Origin of the sequence: Shewanella sp. SM74, from assembly GCF_025653725.1 — a bacterium.
GTDB lineage: Bacteria > Pseudomonadota > Gammaproteobacteria > Enterobacterales > Shewanellaceae > Shewanella > Shewanella oncorhynchi.
Genome location: NZ_JAKKRZ010000033.1, coordinates 1 through 22,937, shown reverse-complemented (window position 1 = coordinate 22,937; position 22,937 = coordinate 1). Strand labels below are relative to the sequence as shown.

Below are 22,937 nucleotides of genomic sequence, written 5' to 3'. Positions count from 1 at the left end.
ATTTTCGACAGCAACATCTTAATCTTGCGATTCCCTCGCCCAATATCCCGCCAACATGGCGCCAGACAAATTATGCCATATCGAAAATATCGCGCTGGGAATGGCAGAAATAGGACTAAAGAATTTAATACATAAAGCAGTGGCGAGACCGGAGTTTTGTAGGCCAACTTCGATGGAGATAGTTTTACAAACTGTGTGGTTAAAGCCTAATAAACGGCAACAGAAATAGCCTAATGCGAGACCAAGGCCATTATGTAAGAACACGGCCAGCAGAATTATGGGGCCAACTTTATCAAACTGATTGGCATTTAACGCCACGATAATCGTAATCGCCATCACAATTGCCAAGATAGAAATCAGTGGCAATGCAGGAGCGACTTTAGCCACCAGCGATTTAAAAAAATGATTGATAATCACGCCAAAGCTGACAGGGATCAGCACAATTTTCACTAAACTCAGCAGCATATCGGCGAAGGGTATATCGATCATTTCCCCAATCAACAGCTTAATAATCAGTGGTGTTAACACCACGCCCGCTAAGGTTGATAGTGCCGTCATGGTTATCGATAAAGCCACGTCGCCTTTCGCTAAATAACAGACCACGTTTGAGGCGGTGCCGCCTGCAACACTGCCTACTAGCACCATGCCTATGGTGAGTTCCCTATCTAATCCTAATAACAGGCTGATCAATAATGCACTGAGCGGCATGACAGAAAATTGCAGCACGAGTCCTGCGAGTACCGCACGTTTCTGTTTGAAGGCATTAGCAAAATCCTGAAGATCTAAAGTGAGCCCCATAGATAGCATGATGATCACCAACAGCGGCACTATGGCGGATTTAAGCTCAGTAAACCAACTCGGCATCAGATAAGCTGTCATTGCGCCTATCAGTGCCAACAGCGGGAAGAAGCGGTTTACGTTTGCCAACATAGCGGGCCCTTTACATCAAGAGGTTATTTTTATCGTTCGGATGATGACAGCCGTCCCTTGGATAGACAAGCGCTAATCCGCCAGCAACAAAATGCCTAGAATGGTGATTTTCAATCTCAGCATTTAGACTGACGCGGTAAGCTAACCCCGCAAATCTACAATAAATTCCGCTAAAAAATACATGATAAAAATGCATTCTCAATCGCTAAAACATGATCTGCTTAACAAAAAGCTCGTGATTTCCTTGTTAGGAAACCGTAACTTATAACCAGTTCACGTTTTAACAATTACATACGAGGTAGTCTTATTGCGCTAGGTGGTCGTGAATTACCTAAAGCAATTTCGGTGTTTACGGTTAGCACTCTCAGATAGGAATCGTTATGTCATCAGTTATTCAAACGCTCAACGGCGCTATCGCAACGCCTTATCAAGCGAATATTACCGTCCCTAACTGGATGCTCGGCTCGATGGAACGGGTCATGCAGTACTATGTCGATAAGAATCTTCGCCTCGATACGCTTTCCGCAGAAATGATGCCAGCACCGGTTGAAGGCAAAAAATATATGCTATACGCACATATTCCCTTCTGCCATACCCTGTGCTCTTACTGTACCTTCCACCGTTTTATGTTTAAGGAAGACAAGGCGCGTGCCTACTTCATCTCATTACGTAAAGAGATGGAAATGGTCAAGGCCCTCGGCTATGACTTTGAATCTATGTATATTGGTGGTGGTACCACCACGGTATTAGAAGACGAATTAGCCCGTACCATAGAACACGCTAAAACCCTATTTCCTAGCATTAAAGAAGTCTCCTGCGAGTCCGATCCGCAGCATTTAGACAGCCCAGGCTTTAAACAGCTCAAAGGCTTAGTGGATCGCATGTCTATCGGCGTGCAAAGCTTTAATGACGATATTTTAAAAATGACCGACCGACTCGATAAATTCGGCACGGGTCAGCAAACCTTCGACAAGATCATGGGTGCCAAAGAGTTGTTCCCTATTATCAACGTCGACCTGATTTTTGGTTTCCGCGGCCAAACCGATGAAGTGATCCAACACGATCTCGACATGGCATCACGCTTAGATCCAAGACAAATTACCACCTATCCGCTGATGATCACTCATCAAACCCGTAAGAGCGTTAAAGGCAAATTAGCTGCGCCGCAAGCGGATATGGCAAACCAATATCGCCAAATATTAAACAGTCTTAATGGTCAATATAATCAATTGTCTGCATGGGCATTTGGTAAAACCGATGACGAAGGATTTGACGAATACGTTATTGATTACGACGAATACTTAGGGGTAGGTTCGGGCTCATTTAGTTTCTTAAATGACACGCTTTATGTGAACACTTTCTCACTACGTAAGTACCAAGAACGCATCGCAGCGGGTCAAATGGGTGTCGAGCAACAAAAGAACTACAGCAAAAAAGACGTGATGCAATATCGCTTTTTGCTGGGCATGTTCTCCGGCCGTTTATCGCGTAAATATTTCCGCGAAACCTTTGGCGTCAATTTAGATACCGCCTTATTTAAAGAAATGACCTCAATGAAACTGATTGGCGCCATCAAAAACGACCCAACAGATCCCGACAATCTGATCGTCACCGACAACGGCAAGATGATGGGTCTATTGATGATGAAAGAGTTTTACTCAGGCATGGATAACGTGCGCGCCCAGTTGCGTAAACCGCTCAAACCCTGTGATATGTAACACTTATTGATGATTGTTGATTCATAAAGACTAAACAGGCCCTTCGAGGGCCTTTTTGTTAACTCGGTTTAAAGGTAATCTTGCCCAGTACTATTAATTGAGCACAATCCCAACAATAAAGGAGTATTCGTTATGGGTTTTAATGAACAAGAAAAACAAGCCTTATTAGCACTCAAAGGTGTTGGCCCGACAGTAATTAAACGCTTCGAAGAAATTGGCATCAGCTCGCTACAACAACTCGCCCAACACGAAGTGGATGATATTGCTAACTTAGTCGCCAGCATGCTGCGCACTACTTGCTGGAAAAATAGCCCACAAGCGCGAAATGCGATAAGTGCGGCCATCGACCTCGCCCGCGCGCAATAATCGTTCCCCATTGATACTTAAAGCATCCAACTAGAGTTAAGAAGTACATGTCAGCACACTTAGCCATACCCCTTTTTGCTATAGTTTTACTCGTCTACGGAGAAACGGCCTCTGCCAACGACAGCAGTTTTGGCGATGCTAATGGCTCTATTACCTTGAAATATCAGCCTAATATCAGTATGGATAAAGAGTCCCTCTTCATCAGCGAGACCGAAGTCAGGGTCGATTATGTGTTTACCAACACCAGTTCGCAGGATCTTATCGTCCCCATCGCCTTCCCCATGCCACCGATGTTTTTTGGCTCAGCCGATCACAGCAGCATTGATAATTTCACCCTTAAAGTGAATGGTAATACCCAGCCAACTCAGCACAGGCTGGTTGCCCAACTTGCCGATAAAACCGATATTTCAGCCGAGCTGAAACAGCTTGGTTGGGGGATAGATGAAGTCGCTTACTTTGCCGAATATGCCGAAGTCCCCGAGGGCAAACCCGCGCTCCCCAAACAATGGTTGGATGAGGACCAACAAATCACCTTTACCCTAAGTGATTACTTTGTGTGGGAACAAACCTTTCCCGCGGGCCAATCTGTCGCTATCAGCCATAGCTACACGCCAAGCATCTCAACGGGCATCCCCGATACTGCCAGTAGTATTATTGATACTTACACTGAACTGGCCTGTTTAGATGAAAGTGCCAAGCAAGGCATTAGGAAGCGCAACCTTATCATTAAACAAGACGGTGAAGATCAGGAGATTGGCGTCGAATGGAGCCATCTTAGCTATATTTTGGTCACAGCTAATAACTGGCAAGGGTCGATTAAGGACTTCAAACTCACCCTAAAAAAATCCCAGCCCACAGATCTCATTAGCTTGTGTTTTGATGGTGAGCTTAAAAAAACTGACCCACTCACCTTTGAATTCCAGCAAAAACAGTTCACGCCAAAGCAAGATCTCAGCGTCCTGTTTATTCGTAAACCGAATTTTGAATAATCAAAAAAGAAGCCAGCTAAGTGCAGGCTTCTTTATAACTCGCTATTTTTAATTTAAAAACTATAAGTCATACCTAACCAGTAACGGCGGCCATCTTCGATATAACCGTATTCCTCTTGGGTAATTTTCTTATCGAAGGCGTTATAAATGCCCGCGCTAAATTTCAGGCTATCGTTCAACTGGTAGTTAGCCCCCAAATCCAGCAGAGTATAAGAAGGGGCGATTAAACTGCTCGATGAAGGTCCTGTCGTCGGTTGGCTCTCTTCGCCACGGTAGTTCACCCTCAACCAAGTGCTTAAATTATCAATAGGCTCGTAGTTGAAAGACGCTTGGATCAAATGCTTAGGCAATTGATTCAATGGGCTACCTTTATAAACACCTGTCTTTTGCTCCGAATCCGTATAGGTATAGTTACCTGTCAAACTCAAGTTTGAGCGAATGCGATAGTCGATACTCAGTTCAATCCCTTGGGTCACAGCTTCGTCGACGTTCACATAAGTCGTCGGATTAGAACCAAATTGATTTGGACCATCGGTACATTGAGTCGCAGGACAGGCAACGCGGGTGATCTTGTCATTAAACTCGTTATAGAACACACCCGCGCTAGCGGTAATGCTCTCGGTCAGATCAGAATACAAACCTAACTCGTAGTTAACTGAAGTTTCAGGTTGTAAATCTGGATTACCGTACATGTTGCCACCGCGGCTAACTTGTCCCCAGTCGGGCACTGTCTGGCGTAAACTCGGCGCCCTAAACCCTGTTGATACACCGCCCTTTAAGGTGGTGCTGTCGGTTAATCCCCACACGCCATAAACGCGCGGACTGACATGATTACCAAAGTTCTCATCATCATCCAAACGCAGCCCCATGGTCAGAGCAAAGTTATCGACAATGCGCCATTCATCCTCAGAAAACACCGACCATTGTTTGCGACTAATATCAGTTAAGTCACTCACTTGGTTACCTGTTTCGTCGGTGAGATCTTGATGGTTGAATGCTGCGCCAAAGGTCGCTGTATGACTTTGGCCTAACGTAGTGATAAGGCTAGATTGCGCATCCGTGTTAGTGATTTTCATCTTACGGGTTTTATTATCAAACACTTCATGCTTGATATAGCTATCCGAAGTACCAAAGTCCCAACGACCTGTATGTGAAAGGGAGAAGGTGCTGTTTTCATATTCTGTCGTTGAAGATTCAGGGCAACCGCGACGACCACAGGCTTCGCCCGGTGCTAACGGTGTGACGGTTTTACCTAAACTGCTGTCGAGTTCTTGGTTAGAAGTACCAACTTCAAACATGATATCGTGATTTTCATTGGGTGTGAGCGCAAATCTCGCGGTCAAGTTAGTCGCATCGCGACCTCGGTAACCACCATAGATTTGATCTTCTTCACGCTGGGTATATTGACCATAAAGTTGCATCCCTAGCAGATCTTTGATCAAACCACCGTTGACGAAAAAGTTGCCTTGATACACATTTCCCGAGTCAGATTTTTCCTGCAAAGTGCTGTCGAGTCGCACCTCACCCTGCCACTCGTTTGGCACTTTGCGAGTGATAATGTTAATTACCCCACCAATGGCATCCGAACCATAAAGTGACGACATAGGCCCACGAACGATCTCAATTCTATCGATAGCAGCCAATGGTGGCGTCCAAGCGCCTTCAACGCCTGGGCCGTCACTGTTGGTCCGTGTCTCGCGCGAGGATTGGCGTTTACCATCCACTAAAATTAACGTGTATTGGCTACCCATGCCCCGCAGACTGATATCCTGACGGTCTGCACCGCCCGTAATCACTACGCCGGGCACTTCTAACATGGCATCGGTTAAGTCGCGGTAGAAGCGGTTATCCAGATCCTCACGGGTGATCACGCTGATAGAAGCTGGCGCATCGCGAATTTGCTGTTCAAATCCCGATGCAGTCACCACGATTCTTTCCATCATCTTTTCTTTATCTGACGCGGTATCCGCAAGGGCATTTGTTACTGGTACTGTGGGCAACAAACATAAAGCGGTGATCACTTGAGCGAGGTACTTCTTACGACTTAACAACATAACCGACAAGTCTCCATTAGAGCAAAGATTGTAAATGAGAACAATTTTCAATACGGCAATGTATCTCTATGTTACAATCAGCTCAAGTTAGACTTTAGGTATTCACTTGTAAGAGTTACTTAAAAATGAATAAAAACATGATCAAAGGGATGATCGTTTTTGCGACAATCGCAGAAAAGGGCTCAATGAGTGCCGCAGCGCAGCAATTAAATCTCAGCTCGTCGGCGGTAAGTCAGCAAGTGACCAAGCTCGAAATGGACATGGGGATCAGCCTATTCCACCGCAATACCCGCAACCTCACACTCACCGAAGCGGGCAGTTTGTTCTATGAGAATTGCCGCAAGGTCATAGCGATAGTCGAAAGCACGGAGCAGAAACTTAATAACTTGAAAGGTATTCCATCAGGGGAATTAAAAATTGCCGCGCCTATAGGATTTGGCGGCGGCCTGTTAAGCGAACCTTTTAATTACCTATTGGCAGCACATCCACAGATAAGTTTGAATTTACTGCTGCAAGATGGCCCGATAGATATAGTCAACGACGGTATCGATCTGGCGATTTGCATCGGCCCCTTATCGGATTCCAACTTAATTGCCCGCCATTTAGCCGATTGGCGTATGTTACTGTGCGCCTCCCCCAATTATCTGCCAATGCATAAAAACCTTAGCCACCCAACGGAGTTAGCTGAATTAAATCGGATCTATCACACTTATGCTAAAGGCGATATCTTAACCCACGCCTTCAGCCAAGAGTGTTTTGAACTGACAAGCCAGCGAATTAGCGTCAACAATATGCAGGCGTTAATTCAACTCACACTCGATGGTCTAGGATTTGCCGCCCTGCCCGAACCTGAAGTACACAAATACCTCGAAAGCGGCCAACTGGTCACCCTATTACCCGAATGGTCACTCAATACCTACAGTGTTTATAGCGTAACGTCGGCGCGAGATAAGCAGCCCGCAAAAGTGAAAGAAGCACTCAATGCACTTAGCCAATACTTTAGTCAGGCAGATTTTCACCAAGCCTATCATGTTAATCTGGGCCATCAAAAAGATGGTGTAAACGATAACGTAACCAATATCTTACCAATTAAAACTAAGAAAAAGTCACATCATCTTGATGTTGGTCACGCATCTTGAGGATACCTTACACGCATTCATTTCTGCGCTACGCTGGGGTATTCTGCGGTGATAAACCGATAAAAAGATGTAACTCGATGAAAGATGTGGCCTTAGTGTTGGAAGGTGGTGGCCTCAGAGCCATTTATACCGCAGGTGTATTAGACGCGTTTTTACAGCAGTCACTTCACTTCAACTATGTAATTGGGGTATCTGCAGGTGCCATTTATCCCGCGTCCTATGTATCCCGCCAATTTGGTCGCAATCTCCACATTCAGCAGCAATATCTCAATGACAAACGCTATATGGGCATCCGCCATTGGCTGGCAACGGGTAATTATGTCAATACAGACTTTACCTACCGTCGCATGGCTTATGAGTTGCTGCCATTTGATTTTGATACATTTTTAAATAGTAATACCGAATTCAAGGTCGGCGCCTTTAACTGCAATACAGGAAACACCGATTACTTTGGTATGGCTGATTTTAACGACCACGATAAATTACTCAACGTGCTCATTGCCTCCTCTAGCCTGCCTTTTATGTCTAAACCCAGCGTGATTAACCAACACCATTACCTCGATGGCGGCATCGGCGAACCGATACCGTTAGCGCAATCACGCAAAGATGGTTATGCACGCCAAGTGGTGATCTTGACTCAAGATCAGCATTACCAAAAATCCGCGATGAAAATGAATTGGTTAGCCCGCAAAACCTATAAACGCTACCCCGCCGTTGCCCATGCGCTAAGTGAACGCCATCGTGTTTATAATCAAGCATTAGTCGAGTTAAACCAAGCCGTTGCGAATAATAACGCCTTTGTGATCCGCCCAGCGCAACCACTTAACCTATCGCGGCTCGATCGCAATATCGGTAAAGTAACCGTCGTCTATCAGCAAGGCTTAGCAGATGGGCAAAATATCTTGCCCACATTAATCACTTGGTTAGCCGCACCAAAAGTGCCTAAAACTGAGGTGTAATCGAACGCAGCACTTGGCTAATAATCAACTCTCGCAGCCATTTATGGCTCAAGTCGTGTTCGAAGTGTTTGTGCCACATCAATAAATACGCACCGGGGATCAGCTTGATGGGTGATGGTAAAGACTGAAGCTCAAAAGACTTCATCACAGCCAAGGCATAGCGCGAAGGTGCGCAGAGGATCAAATCGCTCTGTTCACACAGGGTGAGAGCACTCTGAAAGTCGGTCATATTCACGGCAATATCCCGCTGACGGCCCTCGAGTTGCAACACATCATCCAGCAACCAATGCTCTAAACCGCCAAAGGCCACTTGCAGATGGCGATAACTCAAGAAGGTATCTAAATTCCATTCTTGTGTTAACGCCGGATGATCACGACGCATCAAACACACGGGATAATCCTGCACTAACTCAACATGGCATAAGTCATCGGGAATATTATTCACATGCATGGGCGAGCGCTCATCCCACTCGCGGCAACCTATGGCTAAGTCGATGTCGCAGCGCAGTAATCTGTCCATGGTATCGAGTCGCCACGTTTGGCAATTGAGACTCACACCGGGCGCTTGAGTGAGCAACATGGGCATAAAATGAGGAAAGGTCAGTGAATAGGTGGTTTCGACCAAATGCATTCTAAACTGTCGTTGGCTCAAGGCGGGTTCGAAGGTGTCCGGCCGAGTAAATTGCGCCAATTGCTGTAAGCATTGGCGCAACTCAGGCGCGAGTGACAAAGCCTTGGGTGTCGGTTTTAGGCCGTAGGCGGTACGCTCAAATAAAGGATCATCAAATACTTCCCTCAGACGTGTGAGCTGTTTACTCACCGCCGACTGGCTCAAATGCAACCGCGCAGCTGCAGCGGTCACGCTTTGTTCCTCAAGTAGGATTTCGAGTACGGGCAGTAAATTCAGATCCAAACGTTTTAGCATCTATGCCTCATTCACCCCAAAATAATGACTAGGGTTGCACTTTTTTAAATGGATTTAACCTTAAATTCTGCGGTAACTTCATCAATAACAGTGACAATAAAATCACCGCTATTCCCATCCATTGGCGCATATCTAAAGTTTCCCCCACAATCATGACCCCTAATGATACGGCAACCACAGGGTTGACTAAAGCGACCATACCCATGATTTCTGGCCCTAAGTTTCGCATAGACCACAGCCAAGCCCAATAGGCAACAGCGGTGTTGGCAATCACTAACCATATCAGTGAAGGTACAAGCGTCATACTCGGTAGCTGCGGTGGCCCTGCCATAAACCAAGCCAGTGGGATCAGCATCAAACCGCCCAATAATAGCTGCCACGCGGTCAGCACTAAAAAGTCACCCACATCCCACTTTTGCATCCAGCGAGAAGAAAAGGCAATTAACGTCGTGGCACTCAGCATGCAAAGTACGCCGATAGGATCGAGATCCGCCGAAGGGTTAAGCAGTAAAATGACCCCACCTAATCCCATCAAACCTAATAATAACCACTTCATTCCTGGGCGTTTTTTATCAATGAGCCAAGCCAGTATTAAGAAGATGAGCGGCAGAGTAGCCCCTAAGGTTCCCGCCACCGCGCCCGGCAAACGATACGCGCCGATAAATAGCAAAGTGAAGAAGGCACCGATATTACAAAAAGCCAGCAAACCAAGCTTTGACCACACCAGCGTTGGCAAACGAGGACGCAGCATCAGCATTAATATCCCCGCAGGCAAGGCACGCCACACGGCTACCCAGTAGGGCGACATGTCATGTAAGTAGAGACTCACTAACGCATAGGTCGTCCCCCAAAATACAGGAGCGAGTAACGCAATAATAAAGGGCATAATGACTTCTTAAAAAGTATCTCGATGTTGAGATATATTACTTTGAGATAATAAAACAGGCAAGCCTTGAGATAACAATTCCACCTATCACAACCTCTATTGCATGAACTTAGCCAAATCCACCCACAACAGACACTGCGCTTGGGCACAGTTTGCCGTATAATCGGCCGTCATTTTCTACAGGCGGGCCAGTATGTTCCATATCGCACTCTATGAGCCAGAAATCGCACCTAACACAGGTAATATCATTCGCCTTTGCGCAAACAATGGCTGCCAGCTGCATTTGATTGAGCCATTAGGTTTTGATCTAGAAGAGAAAAAGCTACGCCGCGCGGGTTTGGACTATGCCGACTTAACCAATGTGACTCGCCATAAAGACTTCGATGCTTTCCTCGAAGCCATGGCTGGCAAGCGCATTATGGCCTGCACCACTAAGGGGAGTCGCCCGCATACTGAGCTGAGTTTTGCCAAAGACGATGTGCTGCTATTCGGCCCAGAAACCCGAGGTTTACCGATGGCGATTATCGAATCCATCCCCACTGAGCAGAGACTACGCATCCCCATGGCGGCCACCAGCCGTAGCTTGAATCTGTCTAATGCGGTGGCAATTATCAGCTATGAAGCATGGCGCCAACTGGATTTTGCTGGCGCACTTTAAGCGCTATCGAAGGTAAATCGGATTGGCGACTATGGAGATGGCGCGACTGGCGTCATCTCTATCCCGCGAAAAAGCTGATAGCGATCAACATCATCGTCTAAATATTGAATATTCTGCGTCCATTGCCATGCGTTAGCTTGAGCACCCGCCCCCTTTGCCTCGAACAGTAATTGAATTAACGCAGACCGAGCAGTCACCACGCCCTCACCCAGCAAAGAATAATCGCCATTTTGACGATATAAGCTAAAGACCTGCTGCTTCTCTTGGGACACGCCATCGTAATAGGTCAACAACACTTGCTCGCCCTGCTCCCTAAACCACCAGGTTTCACTATAGGGCGCACGCGTGCCAACACTCACAGACAATAACAGCTGCCGCTTATCATGGGAGCAAAATCCGGTGACTGTGACTTTTCGTGGCACTTCCCCCACTTTGGCGGCATCGCCCACCCATTGACCGGTAAACTGAGGGCAAAACTCACTAAAACTTACCCTAGCCGCGTGTGCAGCCAGAGGAATAGCAGCACTCAGTGCAATTGCCACTCCCCATAATAGTCTTAATCGGTTGATTTTATTCTGCATCTACCTAGTCCTCAGCCGAAATATCACCCTAGATTAGCCTGTAATTCTGCCATCAACAAATCACAATTAGCCGACAACTATTCACAGATGCTTACACAAAGCGTCCCGCTATGGGTTATCACTCAGTTTGCTTTCATGCTCGGTTTCTATACTCTCGAATCTGCACCACAAATAAAATCATTATAACTATATGTATGATAAGGAGACTCACAGTGAAGAAGACAGGAATCTTATTGCTCTGTCTGTTGATGCCATTCGGCTCAGCATTTGCGGAGCAGGGTAAACCGCTCTCGGTGGAATTGCTCTGGCAACTTAAGCGTATTGGTAGCCCAGTCGTATCGCCCTCTGGTGAGCATATTATTGCGCCAGTCACAGAATATGATCTGAAGGAAGATAAAGGTTCGACCCAGTTATGGCGTTTTGATGGCGAAGGTAAAAATAATCGCGCGATTACAGTCAAAGGGTTAAAGGTGAGCGAGCCCGTGTTTTCGCCCGACGGCAAAACCTTGGCCTTTGTGAGTGAGCGAAATGAAGACGACGCAGGCCAAATCTACCTATTGCCTATGGACGGTCCGGGTGAAGCGCAGCGCTTAACCGACATACCTACTGGCGTAAATGGTATTAAATGGGTTGGCAAGCATTTGTATTTCATCAGCAATATATTCCCAAATCAAACATGGGACGAGATGAAGACCCAACTAAAAGCCGACGAAGACAATAAGGTCTCCGCTCGCCAGTGGAACGCTTTGCCCTACGCTCAGTTTGATCACTGGTTAGATGAACGTCGCCAAGCCCATGTATTTAGGCTCCCCGCTTCGGGCGGCGAAGTCGAAGCCGTGACGCAAGCACTCGGCCATGAGTTACCACGCTCGAGCCAAAGCAGTTCAAGTTACGATATTTCGCCTAATGAACGCTTAATTGCCTTCAGTACTTATGGCTCAGACAACCGTATCGACCCTAAACTGGATATTTTCCTTGCGACGATTGGCAGTGGTAAAGCAGAGAATATCACCCCAGAAAATCAAGCCGCTGATGCTGATCCCAGCTTTAGCCCCAATGGCAAAACGTTGGCTTTTACCCGTCAGAAAATCCCCGGTTTCTATGCCGATACTTCAAGGCTGATGTTACTGGATATCGATAGCCGTAAACTTAATACGCTAACACCAGAGTGGGATCGTTCGGTCAGCCAATTTAATTGGACCCCCGACAGTAAAGGCTTTTATGCCACCATCGAAGATGCCGCCACTAACCGCATTTATCATATCGATGCCAAAAACGGTAAAGTCAAAGCCATTACAGAGGCAACTGACTTTGGCCAACCCGCCATAAGCAAAGACGGTGAACTGATTGCCACCAACGAGAGCTTTTTGCACCCAGCGCGCTTGGTCAGCATTAATCCCCGCAATGGTAAGACGGTACGCCTAGAGAATTTTAATGACGATATTCTCAAAGATGTTGATTTAGGCACTTACGAATCAGTGACCTACAAGGGATATCAAGATCAAGATATTCAAATGTGGGTTCACTATCCCCCCGGATTCGATCGCAGTAAAAAATATCCACTCTTTATGCTAGTTCACGGCGGGCCACACAACGCCATTACTAACGGTTTCCATTACCGTTGGAACGCACAAACCTTCGCCTCTTGGGGATATGTCACTGCTTGGCCAAACTTCCATGGTTCTAGCGGCTTCGGACAAGCGTTTGCCGATGCGATTAACCCAGATTGGAAGAATAAATCCCTCGAAGATGTGCTCAAGGCTGCCGACTGGTTTAAACAGCAAAGCTGGATAGACAGCGACCGCATGGTGGCGGGTGGCGCAAGTTACGGTGGTTATCTGACCTCAATTATTTTAGGCCAACCACATCCCTTTAAAGCCTTGTTGATCCACGCTGCGGTTTACGACATGTATTCACAAATGGCGTCGGATTTTGCCGTGCACAGCACCCGATTTGGCAACTACTGGGATAATCCTGAGCTGTATAAAGCCATTTCTCCGCATTACTTTGCAGCTAACTTTAACACTCCGACCTTAGTCAGCCACGGTCAGCTCGACTACCGGGTACCTGTGGGACAAGGATTTGAACTGTTCCGCACCCTGCAAACTCGCAATGTGGAATCACGGATGATTTACTTCCCCGATGAAAATCATTGGGTTATGAAACCCAATAACTCTATCTATTGGTATAACCAAGTGAAGGATTGGATGACCCATTATGCTAAGCCGGGTGGACAATAAACGCTGCATCTAGCACCAAGAACAGAAAAGCAAAAGGTCTGCACTATGCAGACCTTTTCTTTATTGAATCAAGCCTCGCAATGATGGCTTATTGGCCAAATCCCGTGGCTTTAATATCGACGGTTTGCACTTTGCCGTACTTAGCAGCAATCGGTGCAATCTTAGCCGCATTGCCAATCAGCACAAATTGCAGATCTTTTTGCGGGAAGTAAGTTTTCACTAACCTTTGGGTTTCTTCTAAGGTCAAACCATCCACCTTAGCTTGGAACTCATTGATAAACTTATCATCGAAACCGTACAAATACATGCCAGATAAGAGCCCTGCCAGCTGACCTGAGGTTTCAAACTGAGGCGGGAACTGACCCTTAACATAGGCTTTAGCCGAATCTAAAGTCGCTTGATCTACACCTTTCTCCCATAAACGTGCATAGGTTTTTAAGGCTAGATCCATCGCTTCTTGAGTGGTTTCCGTCTTAGTGAAAGTGCTGATTGTGAATACGCCCGAATCGGTATAATGGCTAAAACCTGAGCGCGCGCCATAGGTTAGCCCCGCGTTCACCCGCAGCTCGTCGTTAAGCCAAGAGGTGAAACGACCACCTAAAATAGTGTTCACTACCGTTAAACCTACATAGTCTGGATTGTCACGACTAATACCTAAGCCCCCAATCACAAAAGTAGTTTCGATTGCATCGGGTTTATCCACCAGCAAGACTTTGGCCTCACTCAACTGAGGCAAACCTTGGTTTAAATCAGGCTGCACCAGCTTTTCGCTGCCCTGCCACTGACCAAAGGCTTGCGCCAGCTTGGCTTTCATCGTCGCCACATCAAAGTCACCCACAACAGTTATCGCGGTATTGGAAGGTTGATAGTAACTCTTATGGAAGGCGCGCAGCTGCGACACAGTCACTTGTTCAAGCGAATCACTGTTACCCGAAGCCGCATTACCATAAGGATGTGCACCAAATACGAGCTTATCGAAGTAACGACCAATCACCGCCCGCGGGCTCTCTTTATCCTGCTGCAGCCCAGCAATCGCGCGCTGTTTGAGTTTATCGAACTCGGCGGCATCAAAATCAGGCGTTAACATCGCCGCGCTAAATAAGCCCAGCATCAAGTCAATGTCCTTCGCCATAAAGTCAGCACTCAGATAACTGCCTTCCTTATCCGCTTCGGCCACTAAGCTTGCACCGAGAAAATCCACTTGCTGCTCGATATCAGCCTTAGATTTCCCCGCCGCACCTAACAGCAAGCCTTCTGCTGTCATTTGTGCCACGCCTGCGGTGGTGTCATTCACTGCACCAGCGCGTACCACGGCATTTAAGGTAATTAACGGCACTTCGCGCTGCGGCATTAAGTACACAGTTAAGCCGTTATCTAACACAAACTTATCGTAACTTGGCATCGCAAAGCTGCCAGTATCGACCCGTTTTGGTGCCGATGTCGTAGCACAACCCGCTAAGGCTAAACTTGTGCCTAGGGCTAATGCGGCCATTAACTTAGACGATTTCCCAAGTGATGCCATCTTAAGTGATTTCACTGCTGTCGATTTCATAGGGAAGACTCCTCAGTTGCCGCCAGCACAGCCACAGTGCGATTCGATTTACGTAAGTAGGTTTGGGCAACTCGTTGAATATCCGCAGGCGTCACCTTGTTATAGGCTTCAGGTGCATTAAATAACTTGTCGTAACTGCCAAAATACATCTCATAGGTGCCTATGGTATTAGCCTTACCATTAATGGTTTCCATCGAGCGATAAAAATCCATCAACTTAATATTTTTAACTTTATCCAGTTCTTGCTGGGTAACACCCGTTGTCGCAATCGCATCGATTTGTTCAATCAACGCATGCTCCAGCGTCGAGGCTTTCACCTCAGGTGTAGCAACACCCATCACATAGAAGAGGTTAGGATCGACCGACATCGGCATGTAGGTTTGCGCTTCTAAGGCCACTTGTTTATCAACCAATGATTGATATAAACGCGAGCTATTACCTTGGCTTAGAATCGAGCTTAATAAATCCAGCGCATAAAAATCCGCATGGGTTGCCGCCGGAATATGGTACGCCAACATTACGTTAGGTGTGCTGACCGATGCCTTTTGTACAAAGGTGCGACGCTCACCCTTTTGCTCAGGTTCGACAGTGCGAATCGCTTTAGGCGGAGTCTGTGCCGGAATAGGCGCAAAGTACTTGTCTGCCAAGGCTTTTACTTGGGCAAGCTTTACATCACCGGCAATCACGACCACGGCATTGTTCGGCGCGTAATAGGTTTTATGGTACTGGACTAAATCTTCCAGCGACCAAGCGGCGATATCCGACTCATGGCCGATCACCGACCAAGAATAAGGGTGGGCTAAAAATGCCACGCCTTTGATTTCGCCTTCGAGAGCATTCCAGTTAGAGTTTTCTAAGCCAGTGGAACGCTCCGACTGCACTACACCACGTTCGCTATCGACCATGGCTTGGTTGATATCTAAGTTAGCGATGCGGTCAGCTTCGAGATCGAACATAGTTTCGAGCGCATTGGCGGGGAACCAATCGGTATAAACCGTCATGTCTTCAGTGGTATACGCATTGTTCGCGCCACCTGCGGCTTCCATAGTACGGTCGAACATTTTTGGGCCGTACTTTTTCGAACCGTTGAACATCATGTGTTCGAAAAAGTGCGAAATACCGGTAATGCCGGGCACTTCGTTACGTGAACCGACCTTCCAAAATAAATACATGTTGGCATTGGGAATTGAGGCATCTTCTAGCACCATGATTTTCATGCCGTTATCTAGCGTGAAACTCTTAATGTCTTCTGCCGTGGTGGCCTGTGCTTGGCTTAGGGGGTTCAAAAGTCCCATGGCCAACACCAGAGCCGATAGCGTGCGCTTCATCTTGTTCGCTCCTTGCTGTAAATATCCACATATAGAGGTAAATTGTTTAACAAATCAAGCGCAGGAAGCGTATCCCGCGCCGATTTTTTGTAAGCTCAAGTTATACCGCAGTGCTTACGGAATAATACGTTAGCCACTTATTGGGCTTTGAGCGCCGTTAACGCCACTTTGGTCATGGCCTCAACGCCCACTTTTAGCGCGCTTTCATCCACATAAAATGCCGGGGAATGATTGCTAGCCGCCGTTTCAGGGTCAGTTCCCTTTGGCGTAACCCCAAGGAAGAAAAACATCCCCGGTGTTTCTAAGGCATAGTAAGCAAAGTCTTCGGCACCTGTGATTAACCCAGGTTCAATCAGCATCTTATCGCCCACCACACTCGCAAGCACAGGCCGCATACTGGCGACTAATTCGGGATTGTTGACCACCACAGGATAACCTTGATGGATCTCAGTAGTGGCAGTCGCCCCTAAGGTTTTCGCCGACAGCTCGGCCATTTGCGCTAGACGCACTTTAATATCGGTGCGCATGGGTTGGTCGAAGGTGCGAATCGTGCCAATCAGCTCGACTTCATCGGGAATAATGTTAGAGCGAATACCGCCATTGACCGCGCCAAAACTCACCACCGCCGGCGCTTTAGTGATATCCACCTGACGGCTGACGATCGTTTGCACGTTAGTGATAATTTGTGCCGCAGCGACGATAGGATCAACCCCATTCCAAGGACGCGAACCGTGGGTTTGGCTGCCTTTCACTTTGATTATAAAAGAGTCTTCACTCGCCATTGCTGGGCCACTGCGCAGGCCAACCATGCCACTCGGCATACTCGAGGTGACATGCATACCAAATACTTGCTCGGGTTTGCGCTGAGCAAACAGCCCTTCTTTGAGCATCAATTCCGCGCCGCCCTCTTCACCCTCTGGCGCACCTTCTTCAGCGGGTTGGAAGATAAACATCACATCCCCCGCTAGACTGTCTTTCACTTTAACCAAGTTTTCAGCCACGCCCATCAACATAGCCACATGGGTATCGTGACCACAGGCATGCATCACCCCCACTTTTTGATCGCGATAAGTGTCAGTCGCCTTAGAGGCAAAAGGCACATCGACCACTTCAGTCACAGGCAGTGCATCCATATCTGCTCGAATCGCAATCAACGGACCAGGCTTGCCGCCCTTCAGCTTCCCGCCTTTCAAAATGGCCACCACGCCCGTATGTGCAACACCCGTTTGCACTTCTAATCCTAAGGATTTCAGATGTTTTTCAATAATCTTGCTGGTACGAAACTCACGGTTAGACAACTCAGGGTGTTGATGCAAATCACGACGCCAGTCGATCACCTTTTGCTCCACACCCGCCGCCAACTTAGCCGCATCAGGCATAGCACTGGTCGCCGCTTGCACTGAGGTTAAACCTGTGCCCATAAAGCTTAAGGCTAAGGCCGACGCGAGTAAGGTCTTAGAAAAACGAGATTGGTTTACTAGGGGCTTAAATTCAAATGATGATGTTGATGCAGCAAATGATACAGAGGGTAAAGTCATAGCGATAGCCTATTGTTGTTTTTATAAGCTACCTAAACTACACGGACACTGAGGAATTGTTAATAGATTTAATGATAAAGGTAAAAAAGACTGTGCTTCATTAGAGGCTGTCTTTAACCGTCATTCCCGCAATGTTTGTGGGCTGGAATCCAGCTTTTAGATAAATCAACCTGAAAAAAGATAGGGATGGCGGATCTCAGTTAAAGAAACTCAAGGCAACGGAAAAGCTGTCCTAATGCTTGGCATCGTTAGCTTTAGTCACAAAACAACAAATTCACGATTTTCTTTAAAACCACATGGCCATCGGCCTTGGCTATACAACTCAGCCACCTCACTCCATACGCCCTTTTGTCTGAGAGCTGCTTCTCTCGCTGCCATTTTGAAGGCAAAGAGTGCGCCGCCTCTAAAGCTCTCAGTAAAATCATGAGGACCATACACAAGCAAAGGATGTGACCGGCCAATTTTTCTCAGAGATCTGAGCGCCGATTTATACACAAGCATCTCTGCGTCTTTTGTTTCCTCACATTTTTTCGGACCATTCAAAGGATCCTCTTGATCTCTGCTTGTAGGCAGCCACTCCCATCCATATGTAGAACCCAATACGCCTTCAATCGGACTTGCAGCCGAGAGCCAGTCAATAAATTCAACTTGTTTGGCTAGATATTCAGGTGTCATAGGAAGTTAACTCCGTGTTAAAGGAGTTTCAAACTGAATCAGCAGTTTGAACTTCCAGTGAGTAAAGCGAAGGATTTTAAACGCTTTGTTACGTTTTGCTCCTTAGCTTGGTTTACCAGCCAAAGTCTAGCCACCCATTCTAAATCAACAACATAATGCACTTTCGGTTTCTCTACCACCTGTACTGGCTAAAATTACTTGAACAAGAGCCATCATATATGGATGTCTGGCTAAAATGCCTAGCTAAAATTGCCTTTCTGAGTAACACAGTATTGCGCGGGAATAACGGTAATGAAATTTAGTCAGCAACTCACAGAAAATTAAGCTCTTCATCTTGAAGGGATAAAGCACTATCAATGGAGGTTAATAACACGCCATAGGTGTAACCGCAGTTGCCCACAAAAATCACTTGATTACCATTGAGTACCATCACTTCTACCCCATGATCGGTTTCCCAGTTGCAGGAGTAATGATAACGAATTGCCCGAGTCTCCATTGTGCTGGTGTCATCCAATATAATGTACAACGGCTGGGTATTTGTGGCTATTTCATTGATGGTATTTAAAGAAATATCTAAGTCACCGCAATAATCTTCAAAGTACTTATGCATTTTGAGCATAGCATTTAGAATTTGATGCTTCGTTTCTGGTGTCATCAAAGAAACGTCTTCGAGCATTTTTATGCGTAACTTATCGTTGCCCTGAAGCTCACCTTCAATAATCAGTTCACTAGGTTTGTTGAATAATGGGTCGTACATTTTTGTTATCATTAATCCTCAATTAATTCAACTGGATATAGCGTTATTTGCGCCAAGGATTGCTCAAAAAATTGGTTTAGGTTTGGGCTGATAAAGTCCATCATATCGGGGTCATGGGTGTATGCGATGACTTGGCCGATTTTGCCTAATGCCGAGGGCGAATGATCTGCAATCAAGAGTAATGTGCCACCCCCAAATTGGGCAAAGGGCAGCCAACCTTCTTGATACCACCCCGATTGAATTTTGGGGTCCCGCACTTCTGGCTCGTGGTAATTAGCGTAATGCTGTGCCCGTTTTTTCATTCGGTCACGATATGTAAGTGATGAGGCTAATGACAAAAAATCATACCGACAAAAGTAATCTTTTCGGGCAAAGACTGTGCTCCACTCATTGCCGCCATTGGCATATCCCCAAAGCTCCCTTAACGGAGAAACAAATTTAAAACCTAATTGTTTTTCGGCTTCATCTAAGACTGAGTTTGATAAGCCACGATCCAGTTCTAATGTTTGATTCATGTTGGCGTAAATAGCACTCAATGCTTGTAGATACGTCTTAACATCCATTGTATTTATTCCTTCATCTTGACACTTGGCCGCAGTGTTAATCCATTTGCTTTATACCGCGAACATATACACTTGGCGAACTTAGTTAATCGAATTAACCACATAAATTCTATTTTCATATTGCTACGACAGATTCTGTCGCAGCCTTCTATTACTTACTATGCCGCTATTCCAGCCATACCTTATTAACTAGATATACAGCCTAATTTTCAGCGTCAAGTGACCCTTACTCAGTTTGAGCCCTCGCTCACCCCACAAAATATCGGTGAATGAATTAATCGAGCGTCTTGCAAACCACACGCAGAATACGGGTGCAACATCCACTACTCGATGATATAGACCAAGCACTGGCGGCAATTGTGAGTGTAGTCGCGAGGAACACCATAGAACTCAGTTAATACAATCAGATAGGCGTGCAGTAAACAAAAAACTCCCCTACGATGCCCTAGTGATTATCGGGCTAACGGTTAACCCTAATCTTGAGTCAGAGCTTGAGATATTAGTAATAGCCACTGGCATTGCAACAAAAACCATAGAAAATCAGGTATCTATAGCGTCACAAATTGATGATAAGTACATTTAAGCGACAACTGCATTAACTCGACTGATGAATTCCTTTATGCATCTCTTTATGCCTCCCTTTATGCAAGAAGACTACGTCCTTATCAATAATTTCGAGTCGCCAGCCATAGTGATGTGCGATCCACTCAAAGGTCGCTTCGGCGTAAAAATTGATGTGGGTGGGATCGTTTTTATAGTGCCAGCGCGTAAATGCGGTTTGATCTTGCACGCGTTTGGTCATAACCGCCAAAATGCCGTTGTGTTTTAATAACCTATCAAGCTGGGCAAGTAACCCTGCGGCACCACTCACGTGTTCAATGACTTCGGTTAAGGTAATAAAGTCGTATTGGCGGGCTAACGTTTCGGGATTATTAGCGTAATAAAGGTCGTAATTATCTATCTGATAACCGCGCGCCTTTGCCATTAGACTCAATGCCTTACCTTCTCCGCAGCCAAAATCGAGCCCTTGGGCCAAAGTGCTAACACGGCTAAGTAGTGGCTCGAGTGTGCGATTTAAAAATGTTTGATAGCCGAGATCATCGGCATGGTTCTCGTGCTTATCGTATTCGGCTTTTTCTGCCTCGGCCGAAAGATAAAACTCAGAAGGCACGCTCACCAGTTGGCAGGTTTGGCATTGCTGGTAGCTACGCTTCCTATCTTGATGATAAGCGAGTAATTCAACGCCATGACATAAGGGGCAGATATTCAACAACAATTCCTAGGGATAGTAAGGTGCATAGTAATGAGAATAGTCGTAATGCCCACAAATAATGCTAGCACTGACTAGCTGAAATCGACTGTGTCGATGGCCTGATTAAGGTTTAGGGATTTTACGCTCTTTTGCGGCGGCTTCTTTTGCTTCCCGTAAATATTTTTGCTCGCGACTTTCTCTTTCGTCGAACTGTTTTTGTGCCTTAAGTTTTTGCTGCGCTTCCCAATCGTTGGTTTGAGATTGTTGCTTAATTTTATCTTCCCGCTCTGCCGTCTCTTTAGTGGCTTGACGGGCCTTTTCTAATTGAGCCTGTTCTAATCGCTGTGAGTCGATGCGAGCCTTATCGGCTTTTTGCTCTAGGGTCAATCTAGGCTTTGGCGCCTCGGCGGCATTCGCTAACGCGAGATGAAAACTAAAGATGAGGACTAGCGATATTAATATTTTAGAGATTAACACTTTAAATAAATACGCCATTCCATGTCTCCTTGTATTCGATAATTGAATGAATCAATGATAAAAGCCAATTCACGCAAGATGTGCAAAACATAGCATAAAATCTGCCTAAGCTTGAAATATGCAGCAGGTGTTCTTAAAAAATATGCTTGAATACAAGTCTTAAACTACACTTTTTAAGTTTCTATTTGAGTGAAACAACAATTAGGTTTATTTTTAACCCCATTGGAATGATGTACTATTGGGCAACTTCGTGTTCAACGAAGACCTAAAATGGGATGTGACTATTTTGCGTCACAAGGGAGTATCCTGAATGATCAGATGGCAACACTTACTTAAGAAACTCAGTACAGATGATCCTGTACTGCAAGAAAAGCTGTCTCTCTGGCAAGCACATCCCCATAAAACCCCCTTAGCCTTAATTCAAGGCTTTAGCTTTATTAGTGCCAACCAAGCCACCCTCAGTTATTTTGAGACTGAATACGATGCTTTTGTGAATGCGACTCCCTATGATTTTTCTCCGAGAATCCAATCTTCAGGCCGCAATAGTGTTGAATTTGCGCGGGAAATGATCCTCGAAGCCATTGCAGGCAATAATGTTGAATTCAACTGGCTGCACATGAGCCAACAAGGCAATGAACTGCCGACTCGAATTAATCTCTATCGCTGTTATCTGCAACAACAGCCCGTGGTACTCGTTGAATTACAAGCTCTTAATCGCCGCAATCAAATGCGCGAAACGATTTCTGATGGTTTTGCTCATATTCCCAAAGAAATTTTGTCGACCACGCTCGAAGAAAGTGCCGAAGCTGTGTATATCACTGACACTGATAATCAAATTTTGGCTGTCAATAAAGCCATGTGCCGTATTTGCGGCTATAGCGCTGAGCAGCTCATCAGTAAAACCCCTGAATTTTTAGAGGTAAGAACCCATAATATGGGGGAAGAAACCGAATGCCAAATCGCCTTGAAACAAAGGGGATTTTGGCAGGGCGAAACGTGGAAAAGACGTTCAGATGGCAGTAACTTCCCTGCTTGGCAAAGCAGTCGTAAAATCGTCACTGAAGATGATGCTCATTATAATGTGAATATTTTCAGTGATATTAGGGTCTGTTGATCTTTGCTGTACAAATGTTGTTCAGCAATACATCGGCAGCCACATTAACATAAACGCCAGTGACACCATACTGGCGTAATTTCTTGCTAGCTTGTCATATCTTGTTGATATTGCTCGATAGTGCTTAATTCTTCCAAAAGCATTCTCCACTAAATGTCGATACCGATATAAGCACCAATCGACTCTTTCTTGAGGTGTATTCTTATAGCGGCGCCTTGGAATAACAGATTTCCCGC

Annotated in this window: 21 protein-coding genes and 1 pseudogene; 8 read left to right on the top strand and 14 right to left on the bottom strand. The window is 46.0% G+C overall.

Features of this window, described 5'->3' with window-relative positions; genetic code table 11:
* Nucleotides 1-18: 18 nt before the first annotated feature.
* On the bottom strand, nucleotides 19-930 hold the full coding sequence (locus L5M49_RS21730) for a bile acid:sodium symporter family protein (RefSeq protein WP_263186501.1): 912 nt from the start codon (nucleotides 928-930) through the stop codon (nucleotides 19-21).
* Between the two features lie 380 nt (nucleotides 931-1,310).
* Between L5M49_RS21730 and L5M49_RS21725 the strand changes: the two genes are divergently transcribed.
* The 3 genes from L5M49_RS21725 (at nucleotide 1,311) to L5M49_RS21715 (ending at nucleotide 4,003) form a co-directional block, all read left to right on the top strand.
* The gene (locus L5M49_RS21725; protein ID WP_025008660.1) at nucleotides 1,311-2,648 is read left to right on the top strand and encodes a coproporphyrinogen III oxidase family protein; all 1,338 of its coding nucleotides are present in this window, start codon (nucleotides 1,311-1,313) and stop codon (nucleotides 2,646-2,648) included.
* 132 nt (nucleotides 2,649-2,780) lie between these two features.
* Nucleotides 2,781-3,014 (top strand): hypothetical protein, encoded by a 234-nt coding sequence (locus tag L5M49_RS21720; RefSeq protein ID WP_011787794.1) that lies wholly within the window; start codon nucleotides 2,781-2,783, stop codon nucleotides 3,012-3,014.
* A gap of 47 nt (nucleotides 3,015-3,061) precedes the next feature.
* Nucleotides 3,062-4,003 carry a DUF4424 domain-containing protein gene (locus L5M49_RS21715; protein ID WP_263208763.1) on the top strand — a complete coding sequence of 314 codons (942 nt, stop codon included), beginning with the start codon at nucleotides 3,062-3,064 and terminating at the stop codon, nucleotides 4,001-4,003.
* Nucleotides 4,004-4,056: 53 nt separating this feature from the next.
* On the opposite strand, the gene L5M49_RS21710 is transcribed toward L5M49_RS21715, so the two are convergent.
* Nucleotides 4,057-6,057: a ligand-gated channel protein gene (locus tag L5M49_RS21710; RefSeq protein WP_263208761.1), complete on the bottom strand. Its 2,001-nt coding sequence runs from the start codon at nucleotides 6,055-6,057 to the stop codon at nucleotides 4,057-4,059.
* Nucleotides 6,058-6,182: 125 nt separating this feature from the next.
* On the opposite strand from L5M49_RS21710, the gene L5M49_RS21705 reads away from it, so the two are divergent.
* Nucleotides 6,183-7,196, top strand: a complete 1,014-nt coding sequence (locus tag L5M49_RS21705; RefSeq protein WP_263208759.1) for a LysR family transcriptional regulator — start codon at nucleotides 6,183-6,185, stop codon at nucleotides 7,194-7,196.
* A gap of 77 nt (nucleotides 7,197-7,273) precedes the next feature.
* A complete protein-coding gene (locus tag L5M49_RS21700; RefSeq protein ID WP_263208757.1) occupies nucleotides 7,274-8,155 on the top strand; it encodes a patatin family protein in 882 nt (293 codons plus the stop codon).
* Here the strand turns inward: L5M49_RS21700 and L5M49_RS21695 are convergent.
* Nucleotides 8,139-9,080, bottom strand: coding sequence for a LysR family transcriptional regulator (locus L5M49_RS21695; RefSeq protein ID WP_113940308.1), 942 nt, complete (start codon nucleotides 9,078-9,080; stop codon nucleotides 8,139-8,141). The genes L5M49_RS21700 and L5M49_RS21695 overlap by 17 nt on opposite strands.
* Before the next feature lie 28 nt (nucleotides 9,081-9,108).
* Nucleotides 9,109-9,966, bottom strand: coding sequence for a DMT family transporter (locus L5M49_RS21690; protein WP_173248142.1), 858 nt, complete (start codon nucleotides 9,964-9,966; stop codon nucleotides 9,109-9,111).
* A 193-nt stretch (nucleotides 9,967-10,159) separates the two neighbouring features.
* On the opposite strand from L5M49_RS21690, the gene trmL reads away from it, so the two are divergent.
* The gene (gene trmL, locus L5M49_RS21685; RefSeq protein ID WP_006079682.1) at nucleotides 10,160-10,624 is read left to right on the top strand and encodes a tRNA (uridine(34)/cytosine(34)/5-carboxymethylaminomethyluridine(34)-2'-O)-methyltransferase TrmL; all 465 of its coding nucleotides are present in this window, start codon (nucleotides 10,160-10,162) and stop codon (nucleotides 10,622-10,624) included.
* Between the two features lie 29 nt (nucleotides 10,625-10,653).
* Here the strand turns inward: trmL and L5M49_RS21680 are convergent, their stop codons facing one another.
* Complete coding sequence (locus tag L5M49_RS21680; protein ID WP_212599557.1) at nucleotides 10,654-11,205, bottom strand: hypothetical protein; 552 nt, start codon at nucleotides 11,203-11,205, stop codon at nucleotides 10,654-10,656.
* A gap of 212 nt (nucleotides 11,206-11,417) precedes the next feature.
* Here L5M49_RS21680 and L5M49_RS21675 point away from each other — a divergent pair, with 212 nt between their 5' ends.
* Nucleotides 11,418-13,445, top strand: a complete 2,028-nt coding sequence (locus tag L5M49_RS21675) for an alpha/beta hydrolase family protein (RefSeq protein WP_263208755.1) — start codon at nucleotides 11,418-11,420, stop codon at nucleotides 13,443-13,445.
* An 88-nt stretch (nucleotides 13,446-13,533) separates the two neighbouring features.
* Here the strand turns inward: L5M49_RS21675 and L5M49_RS21670 are convergent, their stop codons facing one another.
* The 8 genes from L5M49_RS21670 to L5M49_RS21635 form a co-directional block, all read right to left on the bottom strand.
* Complete coding sequence (locus tag L5M49_RS21670) at nucleotides 13,534-14,997, bottom strand: M16 family metallopeptidase (protein ID WP_263266830.1); 1,464 nt, start codon at nucleotides 14,995-14,997, stop codon at nucleotides 13,534-13,536.
* Complete coding sequence (locus tag L5M49_RS21665; protein WP_198572369.1) at nucleotides 14,994-16,325, bottom strand: M16 family metallopeptidase; 1,332 nt, start codon at nucleotides 16,323-16,325, stop codon at nucleotides 14,994-14,996. The genes L5M49_RS21670 and L5M49_RS21665 overlap by 4 nt, the downstream gene beginning before the upstream one ends.
* 137 nt (nucleotides 16,326-16,462) lie before the next feature.
* Nucleotides 16,463-17,863: an amidohydrolase gene (locus L5M49_RS21660; RefSeq protein WP_263208750.1), complete on the bottom strand. Its 1,401-nt coding sequence runs from the start codon at nucleotides 17,861-17,863 to the stop codon at nucleotides 16,463-16,465.
* 258 nt (nucleotides 17,864-18,121) lie between these two features.
* Complete coding sequence (locus L5M49_RS21655) at nucleotides 18,122-18,538, bottom strand: hypothetical protein (RefSeq protein ID WP_113940298.1); 417 nt, start codon at nucleotides 18,536-18,538, stop codon at nucleotides 18,122-18,124.
* A gap of 310 nt (nucleotides 18,539-18,848) precedes the next feature.
* Nucleotides 18,849-19,307 carry a DUF6985 domain-containing protein gene (locus L5M49_RS21650; protein ID WP_263208747.1) on the bottom strand — a complete coding sequence of 153 codons (459 nt, stop codon included), beginning with the start codon at nucleotides 19,305-19,307 and terminating at the stop codon, nucleotides 18,849-18,851.
* A complete protein-coding gene (locus tag L5M49_RS21645) occupies nucleotides 19,307-19,858 on the bottom strand; it encodes an SMI1/KNR4 family protein (protein WP_263208744.1) in 552 nt (183 codons plus the stop codon). Before L5M49_RS21645 ends, L5M49_RS21650 begins: the two co-directional genes overlap by 1 nt.
* 595 nt (nucleotides 19,859-20,453) lie before the next feature.
* The gene (locus L5M49_RS21640; protein ID WP_263208742.1) at nucleotides 20,454-21,128 is read right to left on the bottom strand and encodes a class I SAM-dependent methyltransferase; all 675 of its coding nucleotides are present in this window, start codon (nucleotides 21,126-21,128) and stop codon (nucleotides 20,454-20,456) included.
* A gap of 105 nt (nucleotides 21,129-21,233) precedes the next feature.
* Entirely contained in the window at nucleotides 21,234-21,605 is a 372-nt protein-coding gene (locus tag L5M49_RS21635; protein ID WP_263168522.1) for a hypothetical protein, read from the bottom strand.
* 292 nt (nucleotides 21,606-21,897) lie between these two features.
* Between L5M49_RS21635 and L5M49_RS21630 the strand changes: the two are divergent.
* Nucleotides 21,898-22,689, top strand: a pseudogene (locus tag L5M49_RS21630) (PAS domain-containing protein); the annotation flags it as partial.
* 33 nt (nucleotides 22,690-22,722) lie between these two features.
* On the opposite strand, the gene L5M49_RS21625 reads toward L5M49_RS21630, so the two are convergent.
* A partial coding sequence (locus L5M49_RS21625) for a transposase (RefSeq protein WP_248943622.1) occupies nucleotides 22,723-22,937 on the bottom strand: 215 nt, incomplete at its 5' end.